Source organism: Emcibacteraceae bacterium, from assembly GCA_041396985.1.
Taxonomy (GTDB): Bacteria; Pseudomonadota; Alphaproteobacteria; order Sphingomonadales; family Emcibacteraceae; genus Pseudemcibacter.
In genome coordinates, this window is sequence record JAWKXO010000001.1 from 168,574 (window position 1) to 186,099 (window position 17,526).

Consider the following 17,526-nt stretch of genomic DNA (forward strand, 5'->3'; position numbering starts at 1 on the left):
TTTAGCCCCTTAATTATTATGTTATTTTAATAATAAAAAATAGAACGGGACTTCAGGCTAGTTAAACATTAGACGTGGAGCATACAAAATGACAAACCAGAATAATAAACAAATTACAAAGCGTGATTTTCTGCATACCCTTGGTATGGTTGGCGGCTCTGCAGCTGTTATGACCGCACTGAGCGGATTTGAACATAGCTTTGCCTCTGACATGACAGAGCCACCGATGCTGTCAACGGGAGGAAAAGGCAAAAATATCGTCATTCTCGGGGCCGGATTATCCGGAATGGTTGCTGCCCTTGAACTTGGCAAAAAAGGTTATAATGTCGAAATCCTTGAAGCACGTGATTTTGTTGGCGGGCGCGATTCATGCGAACGAAAAGGCACCAAAACAACCCACGCTGATGGTACCACGCATACTTGCGAATTTGAACATGGTCAATATCTGAACCGCGGCGCATGGCGAATTCCCGGACAGCATCATTCTACACTTTATTATGCCCGCTCGCTTGGCGTGCCGCTTGAAGTCATGATCAATTATAGCAGCCAAAGCTATATCTATTCAGAAGATATTGATGGTCCGCTTAAAGGAAAACGCGTAAGAAGAATTCACGCACGGGCCGACAGACTGGGTAATGTTGCTGAGCTTTTGGCAAAATGTGCCATGGGCGGTGCACTTGACGATAAAATGAATAAGGAAGATGTGGAAAAGCTTCTGGAATATTTAAAAGGCACAGGCCTGATCAACAGGGAAACTTTTGAATATCAGGCAAACAGCATCCGAGGTTATTCTTCCTATCCCGGGGCAGGTGAAAATTACGGCAAACTATCAGACCCCTATCCGTTTAGCGATCTGCTCAAACTGAATATGGAAATGGGTGAACTCACATCCGATCATCCGGCGGTAATGTTCCAAGCTGTCGGTGGTATGGATCAGATCGCCTTCGCATTACGTGACGCATTACCGCGCGGCACAATTAAGCTGAATAAAGAAGTCACCAAAATTGCCCAGAGTGACGATGGAGTGACCATTAGTTATAAAGATACGAAATCTGGCCGCGAACAAACCGCAAAAGCGGATTATTGTATTTCGACAATCCCCTTTGCCGTCATTACTGAAATTGACAATGACTTTAGCCCGGCCATGATTGATGCCATGAAAACGCCGGACCCAAGTCATGTTGCCAAATTTGGACTCCAGATGAAAACACGGTTCTGGGAAACAGAAGATATGATTTATGGCGGTAATTCCTCCACCAGTATGGCTGGCAGTATTGCTTACCCTGCCGCAGATATGCATGGACCAAATGGCGGCGTATTGCTTGCGTCCTATTTGTTTGGCGGACGCTCTGATGATTTCAGTAAAATGAATATGGACCAGAAAATCGAATATGCGCTAGGCATCGGTGAAAAAGTTCATCCGGGCAAATATAGAAGCAATTTTAACGGCAAAGCAGCCGGTATCGTCTGGCAGGATGAAAAATATAACAAGTCCGGCTGGTCAAGCTGGCGGGGCGACAGCGTTAAAAAGCTTCCCACCATACTAAAAGGTGAAAAACGCGTCCTCTTTGCCGGTGACTGCATTTGCCCAAGACTGTCGGGCTGGATGGCTGGCGCTATAGAGGGGGCATGGCTTACCATTTCCGAACTTGATAAGCGTGTGGGAATGGGCTAAAAATCATTATCACAAATATTTGAACAAAACCCTGCATAGCTGCGGGGTTTTTTTATTGTTATATTATATCGTTTATGTTATGAACGCTTCTTAACTAACGAGAAAAATACCCAAAAAATTGGGACTTGTTAAAAGGGAGAGACAATGAGCGATCAGTTAAACGAGTTTGCTGGTATCAGCAAACGGGATTTTTTATATAAATTAGGACTAATTGGCGGTTCTGCAGCACTTTATACGGCAATGCAGGGACTGGATATGGTACATGCATCGACAATGGAAGAGCCCCCAAAGCTCGCCAATGAAGGAAATGGCAAAAAAGTCATAATATTGGGCGCCGGCCTGTCTGGTCTGGTGACAGCATTGGAGCTGACCAAAAAAGGCTATAAGTGCGAAATAATTGAAGCCCGCGATCATCCAGGCGGTCGCTGCCAGTCAGCCCGCAAGGGCAAGGTCATTGAAGAAGTGGGCGGCGAAACACAGGTCTGTAATTTTGAAAATAATCAATATCTGAATATCGGACCATGGCGTATTCCGGCTGAGCACCGTGCGGTCATTTATTATTGCCAGGCCCTTGATGTTAAATTGGAGCCAATGATCAATAAATGTGTTCAGGCATATTATTATAGTGAAAATATTGATGGTCCCCTTAAGGGAAAACGCATTCGTCAGGTTGAAATTGATGTTGACCGCGCCGGTAATGTTTCAGAACTTTTGGCAAAAGCAGCAACAAACGGCGCATTGGATGAAACTTTTAATGCGGAAGATAAAGAAAGACTTCTGGAATATCTGGCGAATACCGGTCTTCTGGATAATAAAACCTATGAATATCGTGCAAACCGTGCCCGTGGCTATGCGGAATATCCCGGTACTGCATTGGACGCCGGGAAATTATCCGAACCATTTGATTTTTTGGATGTGCTTAAATTCAACATTGAAACTCGTTGGCCGACCGCCGATCATCCGGCTGTGGTTTTCCAGGCCGCCGGTGGCATGGACCAGATTCCCATGGCCATGGCAAAGGCCGTTAAGCGCGGCAGCATAACCTATAATGCCGAAGTGACAAATATTGTTCATTCTGATGATAATGTTGAAATCACTTATATGGACACCAAATCGGGCAGGCAAAAAACAGTCAAATCGGATTATGTCATTTCAACAATTCCATTTTCTGTATTAAGCAGCATTGAAAATAACTTTAGTGCTGACATTAAAGATGCCCTTAAATCGGCAACCAGCTCGCCCGCCTATAAAATTGGTCTTCAGTTTACCAGACGCTTCTGGGAAGAAGATGAAATGATATATGGAGGCTCATCCTTCTCCGATATGGAAGGTCATTACCAGACCAGTTATCCATCATCCAATCTGTTTGGCAAACAGGGCGATGTGATGTTGGCAAACTATAAATTTGGTGGTGGAAGTGTTGAACTTTCCAATCACACAATTGCGGAAAGAATTGAACATACACTGGCCTGCGGCGAAAAGCTGCATCCTGGTAAATTCAGGAAATATTATAATGGCAACGCAATATCAAAAGCCTGGCATAAGGATAAATATGCCCTTGGCGGTGCTTCAAGTTACCGGAGCGTCAGACTGCGCAATAAATATATTCCGATTATTGTAAAAGGTGAAAAGCGCATGCTTTTCTCTGGAGGCGGTATTTCACCCTATCACAGTGCCTGGATGACAGGGGCTATTGAAGGGGCATGGTATATGTTAGCCGAGTTTGATAAACGCGTAGCGCAAATGTAAACCGATGTAAAAAGACCGGTCAAAATTGTCGTTTTTAAAAATAATTTCGAAAAAGGCAAAAATATGCCTTGTTAATGCAATAATTTTGGATGTAATAATATTACATATTTATTTTTTTAATTTAATACGGGGTATATAATGACCGATACTATAAATAGTCTTAGTAAGCGTGACTTTCTTCAGGCACTAGGAATGATTGGCGGGTCAGCTGCCGTTATTACTGCACTTGGCGGTTTTGACAAGGCACTGGCATCAGACATGACTGAGCCACCAAAAATGTCAACAGAAGGCAAAGGGACAAAAATTACAGTTCTTGGGGCCGGATTAGCCGGAATGGTTCTTGGTATTGAACTCAGCAAAAAAGGATATAATGTTGAAATTCTGGAAGCCCGCTCTTTTGCCGGCGGTCGCTGCCAGTCATCCCGAAAAGGGACTTTCATTCATGAAATCGGAGGCGAACGCCAGGACTGTACCTATGAAAATGGTCAGTATCTGAACCATGGCCCATGGCGTATTGCCCAGGAACATCATTCAACCCTTTATTATTGTCATACGCTGGGTGTTGAACTTCAGCCTATGATAAATCAAAGCGCTCAGACCTATATATATTCAGAAAATGCCAAAGGTCCCCTTAATGGAAAGCGTATTCGCGCCCGTCATGCTGAAGTTGACCGTGCGGGTAATGTTTATGAACTTCTGGCAAAATGTGCATCTGATGGTTCACTTGACGATAAAATGACCGCAGAAGACCGGGATAAGCTGCTGGAGTATTTAAAATCAACAGGACTTATTGACCGCGATCAGCTAAATTATGCCGCTGGCCGCGCCCGTGGATTTTCAAGCTATCCCGGCGCAGGCATGAATTTCGGTGTTCTTTCAGATGTTTATAATTTTTCCGATTTACTGGATATTTCACTGGGTGCACGCTGGGATACGGCTGACCACCCGGCCGTGATGTTCCAACCCAAAGGCGGGATGGATATGATTGCCAAGGCCATGTATAAAGCCCTACCCCGAGGTATGGTGAAATTTAACAAGGAAGTGACCAATATTGCCCAAACCGAAAATGGCGCACAAATCAGCTACTTCGATACAAAATCGGGCAAGGAAAGTGTCAGCAATTGCGATTACTGCGTTTCAACAATTCCGTTTGGCGTCCTAAATCAAATCAACAATGATTTCAGTGCCGAAATGGTCGATGCGCTGAAAAGCCCGCGCAGTTCACCTGCCTATAAAATCGGTCTTCAGTTTGACCGTCGTTTCTGGGAAAAGGATGAAATGATTTATGGTGGCGTTACCCAGACAGACATTCCCGGAAACCGCATCATCAGCTATCCTTCAAATGATCTTCACAGTCCCCATGGCGGTGTTCTGCTATCCGATTATGAATTCTCGGCTATGGCTGTTGCCAATTCCAACCTGTCGAATGCAGAGCGGATTGAAAAAGCGCTTGATGCCGGTGAAAAAGTTCACCCAGGCTTTTATAGAAAGCATTATAACGGCAAAGCGATGTCAATGGCGTGGCATAAAGAAAAATACTCACTTGGTGGCTGGGTAAACTGGTCCAAACGGGGCCGTGAACAAAAACTTCCAACAATTCTTAAAGGTGAAAGAAGAGTTCTATTCTCAGGAAATGGACTTTCCCCTATCCTGGATGGCTGGCAAGCAGGCGCAATAGAAGGTGCCTGGTTCACAATGGCTGACCTCGATCAGAGAGTTGCAAAATCATAAAAAAATAGATGCCCCTGACAAAATCAGGGGCATTTTTCATTCAAAGGATAAAATCAGTAATTAACATATTCGGGACATAACAATGACTGACGAAAATAAAAATGAATTCACAAAACGTGACTTTTTAACTTCCATGGGATTAATCAGCGGCACGGCCGCAATGATGACGACACTTGCCGGATGGAATATGGCCATGGCCTCAACCATGATGGCCCCGCCAAAATTATCCACAGAAGGAAAAGGCAAAAAAATATTAATCCTTGGCGCCGGTTTATCCGGCATGGTTTGCGCCATGGAGCTTCGTGAAAAAGGATATGAAGTTCAGATACTTGAAGCAAAGCCAACGGCTGGTGGTCGCTGTATGTCTGCCCGCAAGGGAACCGTGATTGAAGATGTCGGTGGCGATAGGCAGGTTTGTGACTTTGAAAATAATCAGTATCTTAATGTTGGCCCATGGCGTATTCCACCAACCCATCATTCGACCCTATATTATTGTCGGAAGCTAGGAGTGGCGTTGGAGCCTTTCATAAATAAATCATTCGATGCCTATTATTATCAAAGTCAGGGTGAAGGACCGTTGACCGGCGTTCCAATACGCCAGCGCGAAGTTGATGCTGACCGTATGGGATATGTTCAGGAACTTCTTGCCAAATGTATTTCTGGCGGCACACTGGAAGAAAAGATCACAACTGAAGATCAGGAAGCACTGCTTGAATATTTACGCTCAACCGGGCTTATTGACAGAAAAGAACTGGACTATCATGCAAATGTTACCCGCGGATGGGACAGAATGCCAACCGTTGGTACAGATATGGGTAAACTGGCAGATCCGTTCAAACTTACCGAGCTTCTAAAAATGAAACTTGGATCGAGAGAAGCTGATTCAGAGCATACCCCTGCCCTGTTCCAGCCTGTTGGTGGCATGGATCAGATCGCCCGCGCCATGGAACGGGCAATCCCGAAAAAAGTTTTCAATTTTAACTGCGAAATTACCGAAATTTCTCAGTCAGACAGTGATGTCACAGTGACCGTAATGGACACAAAAAGCGGAAAAATGAAAACTTTTAAAGGCGATTATGCCATATCATGCCTGCCCTTCCCGCTGCTAAACAAAATCAAAACCGATTTCAGTCAGGATGTTATAGATGGCCTGACAGCGCCTGCTTCTGCACCAGTTGTGAAACTGGGGCTTCAGTTTTCAGAGCGTTTCTGGGAAACCCAGGAAGATATTTATGGCGGCATTACTGTCAATGATATTGATGAAAGCGGCAATATCAGTTACCCGTCCTCTGAATTATTCAATGGTAAAACTGGAGTCTTACTTACCTCCTATGCGCACCGTGGCGGCGCGATCAAGCTTGGCAACCGATCAAGCGCGGAAAGGATTGAACGCGGCCTTGAAATTGGTGAACTGATCCACCCCGGCCGCTTCCGTAAATATTTCAACGGCAAAGGCATTTCCATGGCCTGGCACAAACAAAAGTATAATCTTTCAGGATGGGTACAATGGTCACGTCGCAACATTGAAACAAAAATGCCTGCCCTGATGAAAGGCGAAAAACGTGTGCTCTTTTCCGGTAATGGCATGGCACCAATCCATATGGGCTGGATGTTTGCCGCAATTGAGTCCGCATGGAATTCCATATCCGATCTCGATAAACGTGTTGCAAAAGACTAATACTAAAAGTCATCGAATTATCTATTAAGCAAGGCTTTTCCCTCATCATAAATTTGGGGGAAAAGCTTTTTTCTTTAATTTAAACAAAAATCGCCCATTATTTGATGATTGCCAATTTTTACGAATTGGTAACAACATTTTGTTATCATCTGAGTTTATTTTGTTGGTCAGTGCATTTTTTAAGGAGGAATACCCTATAATGCTCAACAAATCACCGCAGATTGCCAATTTTATATTTTATCTGGGTATTACTATATTTATGGTGTTTACCGGGATTAGTATTTCTTATTTTACGGCGCCTACAATGCAATCTTCAACGAGCATTTTTATCACCCTGCTTGCCGTTGTTCCGGCACTGATTGGTGTTATTATAGCGTATATGGGCTATTATATGCGCCATAAAAACAGAAAAAGAAAACTTTGATAGCTTCTTCCCGATTGCTTAAAAATTAATCTTTTATTAACTATTTATTAACTGTTGTTTCTTTTTGCAGATTTATAGTACTATCCCGGGAAAAGGGTTAGGTAATGGTGAAAAAGAAAACGATAACATCTGCGCAGGTCATTGACTTCTGGTTTCATGAAATAAGTCCTGAGAAATGGTGGAAAAAAGACGTCGCATTCGACCGCGATGTCAAATCACGTTTTTATGAAATATATAAAAAAGCAGCCCTTGGAGAACTTGTCGACTGGCGCTATAAACCACTTTCCTCCCTCGCGGAAATTATCATACTTGATCAGTTCCCCCGCAATATGTTCAGGGATAAAAAGCAGGCTTTTGCCACCGACCCCCTCGCCGTATGCCTTTCACAGGTCGCCGTTGACAAGGGTTTTGACAAGGAACTCACCATAGATCAACGGGCATTTCTCTATATGCCGCTGATGCATAGTGAAAGTCCGGAAATCCACAAATCCGCTGAGCTATTATTTAGTGCGGAAGGCATGGAAAATTACTATGAATTTGAATTAAAACATAAAGCGATCATTGATCGTTTTGGCCGCTATCCGCACAGAAATAAAATTTTGGGGAGACGCATGAAAAAAGCAGAGGAAGAATTCCTGAAAGAACCGAACAGTTCATTTTAGGATCACATTAATAATGCGTCATTTTAAAAATAGTCCAAATTATCAAAACACAGATAATATATTAAATCCAAAATTGTTTGAAGAGGCTTACCAAAGCATAAAAAACTGGCCTGGTTACGTCCCCTCACCCTTGCATCGTCTGAATGGACTGGCAAGTGAACTTGGTGTCGGAACAATTTATTATAAAGATGAAAGTCAGCGTTTTAGCCTTAAAAGCTTCAAAGCGCTAGGTGGTGCCTATGCCGTTGTCCGTGTTCTAAAAGAACATCTTTCTATGGTTCTGAAAGAAAATAATATCAGTGAGACCGATATATTAAGCGGGAAATATGCAGATCACCTTAAAAATTTTACTGTCGCCACAGCGACTGACGGAAATCACGGCCGTTCAGTTGCCTGGGGTGCGCAGAAATGTGGAATTAATTGCGTTATTTATATGCACAAAGGCGTTAGCGAAAGTCGTGCGATCGCTGTTGAATTGCTTGGGGCTAAAGTGGTCTGGGTTGAAGGCAATTATGATGACAGTCTGCTGAAAGTTAAAAGGGATGCCATTGAAAACCAGTGGTATATAATTTCCGATACCTCTTACGATGGATACACATATGTTCCCAAATTTGTCATGGCCGGTTATACGGTTATGACACAGGAAATCATAGACCAACTTCAAAATAATCCTATCCCCACCCATATCATTATTCAGGGAGGTGTTGGTGGCCTTGCCGGAGCAATATGTGCTCACGCTGCCAAAATATGGGGCAGCAAACGTCCGAAATTTATCGTTGTTGAACCTGAAACGGCAGACTGTCTTTACCAGAGTGCCAAAGCAGGCGAACCAAAAATGGTCCATATCGAGCAGGAAACCATGATGGGCGGCCTTTCCTGCGGCGAAGTTTCCATCATTGGCTGGGATATTTTAAAAAATAATGCCGACCATTTTGTCTCCATTTCTGATGATAATGTGAAAGCTGCCATGTGTCTGCTGGCACTTGGCGTCGGGGACGATCCATCGGTTGAAGCCGGTGAAAGCGCTGTTGCCGGTGTTGCCATGCTGATGGAACTTGCCAAAGCTCCTACACTAAAAAAAGAACTCGCATTGGGCGAAAATTCACGGATTTTACTGTTCGGAACCGAAGGCGCAACCGATCAGAAAATTTATGATGAAATTATAAGCGGCAACTGACTATTTTCTTGAAATCATCAGAAGCTCGGCTTCCGCCGGCCAGTAGCCCCGAGGACCGGCATCGGTCAGCTCATTCCAGATCTTGATCGCCTGTTTATTTCTGCCTTCAAAATGGTCTTTCATGGCGACAGCATATTTTCCAATTGTATCCGCCGTTTTTAAAAATTCCTCACGTGAATATTTACCTTTAAGGTAATTCACCGCCGCATGATATGTATCATTTTCAATCAGGGTATATGTGTCGGGAATATCGGCAATTGCCGCCTCGGCCAGATCATCTTTTCCCATTTTCCGATAAGCCATATATTTCCAGAAACTGACCGGGATCAGTTCTTCCATATAGGCAAAAAGAACAGGTACTTTTATTGCTTCATCCATGCCGGAGATGACAGTTTCATAATCACCGGTCGCCATACTTGTCTGAGCGAGATAATAGGGTATATTCTGTTTAAAAGTGCTGATGGTCAGTCCCAGTGCATTGGCAATGCCATTTGGCTCGTAACTGTCCGGCTGATCTTTGATCAGTTTAGCTGCCATGCGATAATCGCTGATGGCCTGATCCCATTGATAATTACGGGCAAGGTGACGACCACGATAGCGGTAAAGTTTATAGCTTTCCGGGAATTTTTTAAGCCCGGCTGAAAAGACCTCAATGGCTTCCGGCAGCATTCCCAGATAACCGTACCGACGGCCTAGCCAGGCATAACTGTCTTCACGGTCAGGGGCGATTTCCATTGCCGCTTTGGCAATTTCAAGATCTTCTTCGAGTTCTTTCTGTGTTTCCGGATTATATCTGGTTTCCCGAAATGCTCGACCACTTGGTGTCTGTGTCATAGCGTAGGCCGCTTTTACCACTTCGTCATGGCTTTGGGCAAATGACCCCGAAATAAAAGATGCAAATATAAATACGAAAGTGCAGAAAAACCGCATATTACTCCCCTTGAAAGAAATTATTATAATTAGCTTCCAAGTTTTAGCAGTTCTGCTTCAGCAAGCCAATATCCTTTGAAATTATTCTTGGTTACGTCGGTCAAAATATCTTTGGCAGCTTTGTCGTTACCCTTAAAATGATCGACCATACCGATGGCATATTTTCCAAGACTGTCAGCGGATTTTAAAAACTGTTCTCGGCTATAGCGCCCCTGTAAAAATTTAACCGCTTCGAAATAGTCAAAATTTGCAATGATATCGAGCTTTTGAGGGACCGCCTTGATTAATTTCTCGGCATCGTCATCGCGGTCCATAGCCCTCAGAGCCAAATATTTATAAAAGCTGGTCGAAACAAGGAAATCATCTTTATCACGCAGCTCATTGGCCGCAGCGGCCTTATCCATATAGTCGATCACTGTGTTATAATCACCGGTTGCCATGCTGGACTGCGCCAGATAGAAATAGATATTTCGCTTGAAAGTGCTCGGACTAAAATTGGATTTTCCCGGTATACCGTCCTGTTCCGGTGAAACATTTGTCTTTTCAATCAGGTCTTCGGCTTTGCGCAGGTCAGCGATCCCTTCTTCAAACTGATAGTTTCTGACCAGATAATATCCTCTATAACGATAAAGGGCATAACTGTCAGGAAAAAGCTCTAATCCTTCTGTAAAAATCTCAATGGCTTTAGCATAATGTCCAAGGAACCCTTCACGACGTCCCCGCCAGCTATAGGAACTTTCCTTTAATGGGGCAGATGTGTAAACTATATTGGCCGTATTAAGGTCGCCATCGAACCATTCCCTGCTGGAATGATCAAATTCCTTTTCCCGGAAGGCAACACCGGACGGGGTTTCTGATTTGGCATATGCCGCAATAACCAAAGGATTATTGGCCACAGGAGATTGCGCCGCAGCACCAACCGTCAACGTTAGAAATCCACCCATAATATATGGCAATATTATAAACTTCATAGTCACGCCTTTTTCCAGTTCTTCTTATTTTCAACTTCCTGTATATTGCATAAAAAAATAGAGTAGACCAATGAAAATATTATTAATATGCACACATAACGCCTGTAGAAGCATCATCGGTGAGGCAGTCTTCAATAAAATTGCCTTTCCCCGCATTGAAGCTAAAAGTGCCGGAAGCAGCCCGCGGGGAACAGTACATCCACTAACGATTAAGCATTTAAAACGTCATGGGTACGATACATCAAATTTATCCAGTAAATCCTGGGATGACTTTGCTGACTGGGAACCTGATGTGGTGATTACACTCTGCGATCAGGCCGCCGGAGAAACATGTCCTGTCTATTTTGGCAAAAGCCTGAAAATACATTGGGGGCTGCCTGATCCTTCCAAAGATGATAAAAATGAGATTGAAAATTTTGACCGGACAATAGAAACTTTAGAAAAACGTGCCCAGGGGCTGCTTCGTGACTCTTTTGAAGAAATGACTAAAGATGAATTAATGTATCTATTTAAGAAAGTAATTTAACAAATTGATTTATAATAATTTATGGCCTAATGAATGAAAATATTATATTTAAGCACAAACAATATGGGGCGCAGCATTATCGCCGAAGCCATCACGCGCAAATATTTAGCCAAAGGCATAAAAGCCATGAGCGGCGGCAGCCATCCGGGCGACGATATCCACCCTGTTGCGTTCAGGGTCCTGAAAAATAATCACTGCAGTTCGACCAATCTTGTCAGCAAGTCATGGGACAGTTTTTCTGGCTGGGGTCCTGATATCGTTATTACGCTCAGTGATAAGGTTTTAAAGGAAAAATGCCCCGCCTATGTCGGGGGTTCGGTCCATGTCCATTGGGGACTGCCTGATCCAAGTTCGCAATTTGGAAATATGGAAGAAAATTTCAACAATATTTATCACATACTCGACGACCGTATCAAAAAAATGCTAGAAGAAGACCTGGAAGCAATGGATAAAACCGAGCTTAGAGCCCATCTTAAGAAAGTAGCACAATGATCAGAAAAATTACCCTTCTCCTGCTCACTATTATTTTAGTCACCGCCTGCGACAATGGGGATAATAGTGGCTCTCAGAGCAACTGGTATGATGCCCTGCCAAGAGAAAGCTGGTCAAAATTTGAAAAAATTGATACCGGGCAGAACTGGTTTGAAGTTTATAAGCTTACCGATAACACCTATGCTATTTATGAGCCTTTTCAGTGGCAGGAAGCAATCAGCTATCTGCTGATCGGTTCGGAAAAAGCCATGCTGATTGATACGCTGCAGGGAATTGGTGATCTAAAAGCTGTGACAGACAAACTCACAACTCTTCCCATTATCGTCATGAATACCCATAGCCACTATGACCATGTCAGCGGTAACTGGCAGTATGACACTATTTATGGTGTAAACACCCCCTATACACTGGAAAACACCAAAGGCCACAATCATGAAGAAATGAAAGGCGGAATGACCCCTGATACAGTCTGGAAAAACCTGCCTGATAATTTTTCATTCGATACCTATGAAAGCAAACCATACACCATAGATACGTTTGTTGAGGACGGTGATATTATCGATATTGGTGGCCGCCCGATCGAAGTTGTTTATACGCCTGGCCACTCCCCGGACAGTGTTATTCTGGTGGATAAGCAAAACCGCATGATGTTTACCGGGGACAGCTTTTACCCTGCCCCCATCTATCTTTATTCAGAAAAGGCGAGCTTCGAAGAATTCTTTATTTCCGCACAGGTCATGTTTGACTATCATGATCAGGTTGATTACCTGATGCCGGGGCATAACGAAACCATGCAACCGGTATCCTATTTAAACAAATTGCGTCAGGCGACAATGGATATAATCAATCCGTCCACCCGATATATACAGGGCGACAAGCGAAGAACATATCAGTTTGACGGCTTCAGCATTATTGTTAAAGACCCGCTTGATTTCGGCATTAGATAACAGGATTAGAGGGATTAAATGGCAAATTTTAAAGGATTTCAGGAACCATTCTGGCAATTTTTTGATGAACTCAAAGAAAATAACAATCGCGAATGGTTTACCGAAAATAAGGATCGCTATAAAGCAGATGTTGTCACCCCATGCCTTGATTTCATTATTGATATGGGCGAGCGATTAAAGGATATATCCCCCCATTATACCGCAATTGCAAAGGCCAGCGGCGGTTCAATGTTCCGTATATACCGTGATGCCCGCTTTTCAAATGACAAAAGACCCTATAAGGAAAATGCCGGTATCCAGTTTCGCCATAAACTGGGGAAGGACGCCCATGCGCCCGGCTATTATCTTCATCTGGAAAAAGATAATATCTTTTATGGTGGTGGTATCTGGATGCCGGATAATGCCACACTCGGCGAAATCCGGGACCGCATCTGTTATTATCCCAAAAAATGGCAGGCGGTCATTGAAAATGAAGAGCTTATCAACACATTCGACGGAGTTCGCGGTGACGGCCTTTCAAGACCACCACGCGGCTATGACGCTGATCATAAATATATTGAGGATTTAAAGCGAAAAAGCTTCTTCGCCATGAAAAACGGCGGTGATTATAAAATTACGACGAATGCCAGTTTCCTTGATGAGGTCGCCAAAACATTTGATGCGGCGGCACCTTTAATGGCCTTTATCTGTGATGCGAAGGGCATTGAATTTTAAGCGCTTGTTGAGGCCCGGTAAACAGCTTCAGCAATTTTAATATCCTGCACCGCCACTCCGGTCAGATCGGCAACCGTAATCTGTTCTTCTGACGTGCGCCCAACGCCGCTTGTGATAATTGCGCCAAGCTCCTTAAGCTCCGCGTCGGTAATTTTTCCCGCAATGCGCGCTTTATGAATTTCACCGCGGCTCTGGCTCTGATCAATACTGTCGGATACCACCAGATCGGCCCGGGCAAGAATTTCTTCGTCCAGTTCTTGTTTTTCCACAGTGTCCGAGCCCATTGCAGTTATATGAGTACAGGGGCGAATCATATCAGCGCTGATCAGCGGCAGATGCGAGGGTGTTGTGGTGATTATCAGGTTGGCGTTTTCGCAAAGCTCCGCCATGTCGCTGGTGGTAAAAACCTTAAATCCCGCTGCCGTCATATCCTTTTTATAGGAAAGCAGCTTTTCAGGATCCCTGCCCCAGACAATGATGGTGCGGCAATCGGTCACGGGTTTTAAATAGTCTGCCTGCATCCGTGCCTGAACACCTGTGCCGACAATGCCAATGGCATTTACTATTTTCGGGGCCAGATATTTGGCAGAAATCGCCCCGGCAATCGCCGTGCGGATATCGGTCAGAATACATTCATCATGCAGCACCGCCACCACTTCACCGGTATTTTGAGAAAATAAAATCATCATACCATTGCTGGAGGGCAGGCCGATTTTCGGATTACCATAAAAACCGGAGGCGATTTTAATGACATAATAATCATCACCTTTAATGCAGCCATATTTTATATGAACCTCGCCTTTATCCATAATCAGCTCGCCGATCGGCGGCACAATGCATTTTCCCGCCGAATAATCGATAAAGCCCTGCTCAATTGCCGACATCAGGTCCAATCCTGGCAATAGAGCTTCAATTTCGCTACGGCTGATAATTTTCATAAAATTTCCTTATGGCCTTAAGAACTGGTTTTCATCCAGCTCTTTATTAAATTCAATCTTTAAAATTTTAGTATTCTGGATCACTTTATTCTGGCCCATATCAATAACTTCACCCGCAAATGACCGCATCAACCCGTCAACAGACCTGTAATCGCTGCTCATTGATACATTAACCGTCTTGGTCGGGTCAACATCAACATGTAGCGCACTTTCATCCATGCTGGCGGTTTTAAGATAGGTTTTTGGGTCAAAAAACTGTCGTTCAGACTTGCCGTTCGGGCTGGTCACGTCGATTGCATAATAAGTTTGAGCCATTAATTGCTGTAATCCCTGAAATTCAAGTTTATATCCCACATTGACAAGCTCATGAAGACCATAAAGATTTGAATATATACCGTTCAATAAAGCTATTCTTCCTTCTTCGCTTGATGATTTTGCCACTTCCTCCCCGCCGTTAAGTTCCCAGCCACTGTCAGGGGATGATAATGCTTCGGTAAAGACACGTTCCCCGTCAACATAAACATCAATGCGCATTTTCCCTTCCCGGCTGGCGCAGTAATGCGCCCTTACCGACCTTCCCGCCACCTGCTTTATTGCCGATGTGTCCGGTTCGGAAATTTCAAGCTCGACATCAACCGTTTTTACCGCTTCTATTGCCTGTCTTCCCCCCATGGCCGCAATATGCTTTTCCATAAATCGGTCATAGCTAAGCTCCTTATCCGATTCTTTACCGGAATTTCCCTGGTTCGAACAGGCCGTCAGAAGAAAAATCCCGATGAAATAACGCAATTTATTTATCCTGAAAAATTGGCCCATCTTACGAACTCCTAATTAATTAATAATTAGATATCCTACAGCAATCCCGCACTTAAGCAAGAATTATCCTTATTATTTTTCTGGTGTCATTTATCACGACTTTCCAGACACAAATTGATCTTTTGACCGGATCAAATATTTGAGCTAAGCTCTTTGACAACACATAAAATTATAAAAATAATCACACAAAAAGCTTTAAAGGGGAGCTTGATTATGGACAAATATGGAAAATCAATCGTCATTGATGCAGCGGACCATGTCGCCAAGGGCGGCGTGCTCAACCGTCGGCTATTTTTAAATTCAGCCTTAGCCACCACCGCGGCACTTGCCACCGCGCGCGCGGCATATGGTCAGGAAGCGGTCGGAGAAGGTCAGGATGACTGGACACTGATCCCGGGCAGCAGTGCAGAGCTTTACGGCAACCGTTCCCGGTTTGAGGAAGATCGGGTAAAACGGCGCCTCACCCCCATGACGGACGAATTTTATAATTTAAGGCTGACAAAATATACCGCGCGAACCCCGCTTGATCATATGCTTGGCACCATAACGCCAAACGGCCTTCATTTTGAACGCACCCATCAGGGCATTCCCGATATTGACCCGGATCAGCATTTTCTGGTCATTCACGGCATGGTGAAAAACCCGCTAAAGTTCGATATCAACGCGCTGGAAAATTATCCGACCGTAGCCCGCCAGTATTTTCTGGAATGTAGCGGCAACAGCGGTACCCTCTGGAGCGAGACACCGACAAACGAGTCGTTACAGGCAATCCACGGCCTGCTGTCCGGCGCCGAATGGACAGGGGTACTCCTTTCGACCCTGCTTGATGAATGCGGCGTTTCAAAAGACGCCAAATGGATTATTGCCGAAGGAGCCGACAACGGCATGATGACCCGAAGCATCCCGATTGATAAGGCCCTTGACGACACCATGATCGCAATCCGCCAAAATGGGGAGCGGATCAGACCATCCCAGGGCTATCCCATGCGACTGTTTAACCCGGGGTTTGAAGGAAATACATCCGTCAAATGGCTCCGTTCCATCTATGTCACGGACCGACCCGTTATGTCGATACAGGAAACGGTCAAATATACCGACATGATGCCCGATAATATGTCGCTGCAATTCACGCTGGAACAGGATGTAAAATCAATCATCACCAGACCGTCCAACTCCATGAGCCTGAAGCAGAAAGGCTTATATGAGGTTAGCGGTCTTGCCTGGTCCGGGAAAGGCAGAATTTCTCGGGTTGAGGTATCCGCCGACGGTGGCAAAACATGGGGTGATGCGATGCTTCAGGACCCTATACTCCCCAAAATGCTGACCCGCTTTCGCATTCCGTGGCAGTGGGACGGCGGCCCCGCTATCCTGCAAAGCCGTGCCTATGATGAATTTGGCCGTATTCAGCCGACCAGAAACCAGCTGATCACCGCCCGCGGCAGAAAACCGACATATCATTTCCACGCCATTCAAAGCTGGGGTGTCGCCAGCAGTGGGGAGATTAAAAATGTCTATGCCTAAATTCCCTAAATCACTCCTTTTTACCGCCCTGCTTATGACCACTCAGCCGGTATTGGCGCAGCAGCCCCATTTTGGCGTGCCCGCGAGCCAGGCCGATATTGATAAAAGCTTCTGGTCCATTTTTCCGGACGGTGAATTTCTTCCTGATGGCGAAGGAACCGCTGACAAAGGCAAAGAGCTTTTCGAAGTCAACTGCAACATGTGCCATAACCTGCCCGGCGAAGATGACCCGACCAAAAACCAGATCGGCAAATTATTCGGCATTAAGGACAAAAACGGCAAAACAAACCTGCAGCAGACCATCGGCAGCTACTGGCCTTACCCAACCACGGTATTTGATTATATCCGCCGCGCCATGCCGCTGGTGGCGCCCATGTCGCTTTCCAACAGCGAATATTATTCGCTGACCGCTTATCTTTTATATGAAAATGGTGTGATCGATGAAGGTAAGGTGATTAATAAAGACACCCTGCCCAAGGTCAAAATGCCAAACCGGGATGGTTTTATTAATGCCTATCCGGATATTCCGGAAAAATATAAAACCAAATTTAAATGAATCCTGTTCCGGCCGTGAA

17 protein-coding genes are annotated in these 17,526 nt (G+C 44.6%); 13 read left to right on the top strand and 4 right to left on the bottom strand.

Going from position 1 to position 17,526, the window contains the following annotated elements:
* Nucleotides 1–88: 88 nt before the first annotated feature.
* From R3D86_00775 to R3D86_00805, 7 genes are all read left to right on the top strand, one after another.
* A complete protein-coding gene (locus R3D86_00775; GenBank protein MEZ5756733.1) occupies nucleotides 89–1,675 on the top strand; it encodes a flavin monoamine oxidase family protein in 1,587 nt (528 codons plus the stop codon).
* Nucleotides 1,676–1,819: 144 nt separating this feature from the next.
* The gene (locus tag R3D86_00780; GenBank protein ID MEZ5756734.1) at nucleotides 1,820–3,424 is read left to right on the top strand and encodes an FAD-dependent oxidoreductase; all 1,605 of its coding nucleotides are present in this window, start codon (nucleotides 1,820–1,822) and stop codon (nucleotides 3,422–3,424) included.
* A gap of 138 nt (nucleotides 3,425–3,562) precedes the next feature.
* Nucleotides 3,563–5,155: a flavin monoamine oxidase family protein gene (locus R3D86_00785; GenBank protein ID MEZ5756735.1), complete on the top strand. Its 1,593-nt coding sequence runs from the start codon at nucleotides 3,563–3,565 to the stop codon at nucleotides 5,153–5,155.
* A gap of 82 nt (nucleotides 5,156–5,237) precedes the next feature.
* Entirely contained in the window at nucleotides 5,238–6,833 is a 1,596-nt protein-coding gene (locus R3D86_00790) for an FAD-dependent oxidoreductase (protein ID MEZ5756736.1), read from the top strand.
* A 199-nt stretch (nucleotides 6,834–7,032) separates the two neighbouring features.
* Complete coding sequence (locus tag R3D86_00795) at nucleotides 7,033–7,257, top strand: hypothetical protein (protein MEZ5756737.1); 225 nt, start codon at nucleotides 7,033–7,035, stop codon at nucleotides 7,255–7,257.
* Nucleotides 7,258–7,361: 104 nt separating this feature from the next.
* Entirely contained in the window at nucleotides 7,362–7,919 is a 558-nt protein-coding gene (locus R3D86_00800) for a DUF924 family protein (protein MEZ5756738.1), read from the top strand.
* Nucleotides 7,920–7,932: 13 nt separating this feature from the next.
* Nucleotides 7,933–9,096, top strand: coding sequence for a diaminopropionate ammonia-lyase (locus R3D86_00805; protein ID MEZ5756739.1), 1,164 nt, complete (start codon nucleotides 7,933–7,935; stop codon nucleotides 9,094–9,096).
* On the opposite strand, the gene R3D86_00810 is transcribed toward R3D86_00805, so the two are convergent.
* Together R3D86_00810 and R3D86_00815 are read right to left on the bottom strand one after the other, a co-directional pair.
* Nucleotides 9,097–10,026 (bottom strand): hypothetical protein, encoded by a 930-nt coding sequence (locus R3D86_00810; GenBank protein ID MEZ5756740.1) that lies wholly within the window; start codon nucleotides 10,024–10,026, stop codon nucleotides 9,097–9,099.
* Nucleotides 10,027–10,055: 29 nt separating this feature from the next.
* Nucleotides 10,056–10,997, bottom strand: coding sequence for a hypothetical protein (locus tag R3D86_00815; protein ID MEZ5756741.1), 942 nt, complete (start codon nucleotides 10,995–10,997; stop codon nucleotides 10,056–10,058).
* A 70-nt stretch (nucleotides 10,998–11,067) separates the two neighbouring features.
* Here R3D86_00815 and R3D86_00820 point away from each other — a divergent pair, with 70 nt between their 5' ends.
* From R3D86_00820 to R3D86_00835, 4 genes are read left to right on the top strand one after another with little or no spacing between them, the layout of a single operon-like run.
* Nucleotides 11,068–11,523, top strand: coding sequence for an arsenate reductase ArsC (locus tag R3D86_00820; GenBank protein ID MEZ5756742.1), 456 nt, complete (start codon nucleotides 11,068–11,070; stop codon nucleotides 11,521–11,523).
* A gap of 33 nt (nucleotides 11,524–11,556) precedes the next feature.
* Nucleotides 11,557–12,015: a hypothetical protein gene (locus R3D86_00825; protein MEZ5756743.1), complete on the top strand. Its 459-nt coding sequence runs from the start codon at nucleotides 11,557–11,559 to the stop codon at nucleotides 12,013–12,015.
* Nucleotides 12,012–12,962, top strand: a complete 951-nt coding sequence (locus tag R3D86_00830) for an MBL fold metallo-hydrolase (GenBank protein ID MEZ5756744.1) — start codon at nucleotides 12,012–12,014, stop codon at nucleotides 12,960–12,962. Before R3D86_00825 ends, R3D86_00830 begins: the two co-directional genes overlap by 4 nt.
* A gap of 18 nt (nucleotides 12,963–12,980) precedes the next feature.
* Nucleotides 12,981–13,676 carry a DUF2461 domain-containing protein gene (locus tag R3D86_00835; GenBank protein ID MEZ5756745.1) on the top strand — a complete coding sequence of 232 codons (696 nt, stop codon included), beginning with the start codon at nucleotides 12,981–12,983 and terminating at the stop codon, nucleotides 13,674–13,676.
* Here R3D86_00835 and R3D86_00840 read toward each other — a convergent pair.
* Together R3D86_00840 and R3D86_00845 are read right to left on the bottom strand one after the other, a co-directional pair.
* Nucleotides 13,673–14,614, bottom strand: a complete 942-nt coding sequence (locus tag R3D86_00840) for a hypothetical protein (GenBank protein ID MEZ5756746.1) — start codon at nucleotides 14,612–14,614, stop codon at nucleotides 13,673–13,675. The genes R3D86_00835 and R3D86_00840 overlap by 4 nt on opposite strands.
* Before the next feature lie 9 nt (nucleotides 14,615–14,623).
* Nucleotides 14,624–15,403: a hypothetical protein gene (locus R3D86_00845; protein ID MEZ5756747.1), complete on the bottom strand. Its 780-nt coding sequence runs from the start codon at nucleotides 15,401–15,403 to the stop codon at nucleotides 14,624–14,626.
* Nucleotides 15,404–15,643: 240 nt separating this feature from the next.
* On the opposite strand from R3D86_00845, the gene soxC reads away from it, so the two are divergent.
* Together soxC and R3D86_00855 are read left to right on the top strand one after the other, a co-directional pair.
* Complete coding sequence (soxC, locus tag R3D86_00850; GenBank protein ID MEZ5756748.1) at nucleotides 15,644–16,951, top strand: sulfite dehydrogenase; 1,308 nt, start codon at nucleotides 15,644–15,646, stop codon at nucleotides 16,949–16,951.
* On the top strand, nucleotides 16,938–17,507 hold the full coding sequence (locus tag R3D86_00855) for a cytochrome c (protein MEZ5756749.1): 570 nt from the start codon (nucleotides 16,938–16,940) through the stop codon (nucleotides 17,505–17,507). The genes soxC and R3D86_00855 overlap by 14 nt, the downstream gene beginning before the upstream one ends.
* The last annotated feature ends 19 nt before the right edge of the window (nucleotides 17,508–17,526 follow it).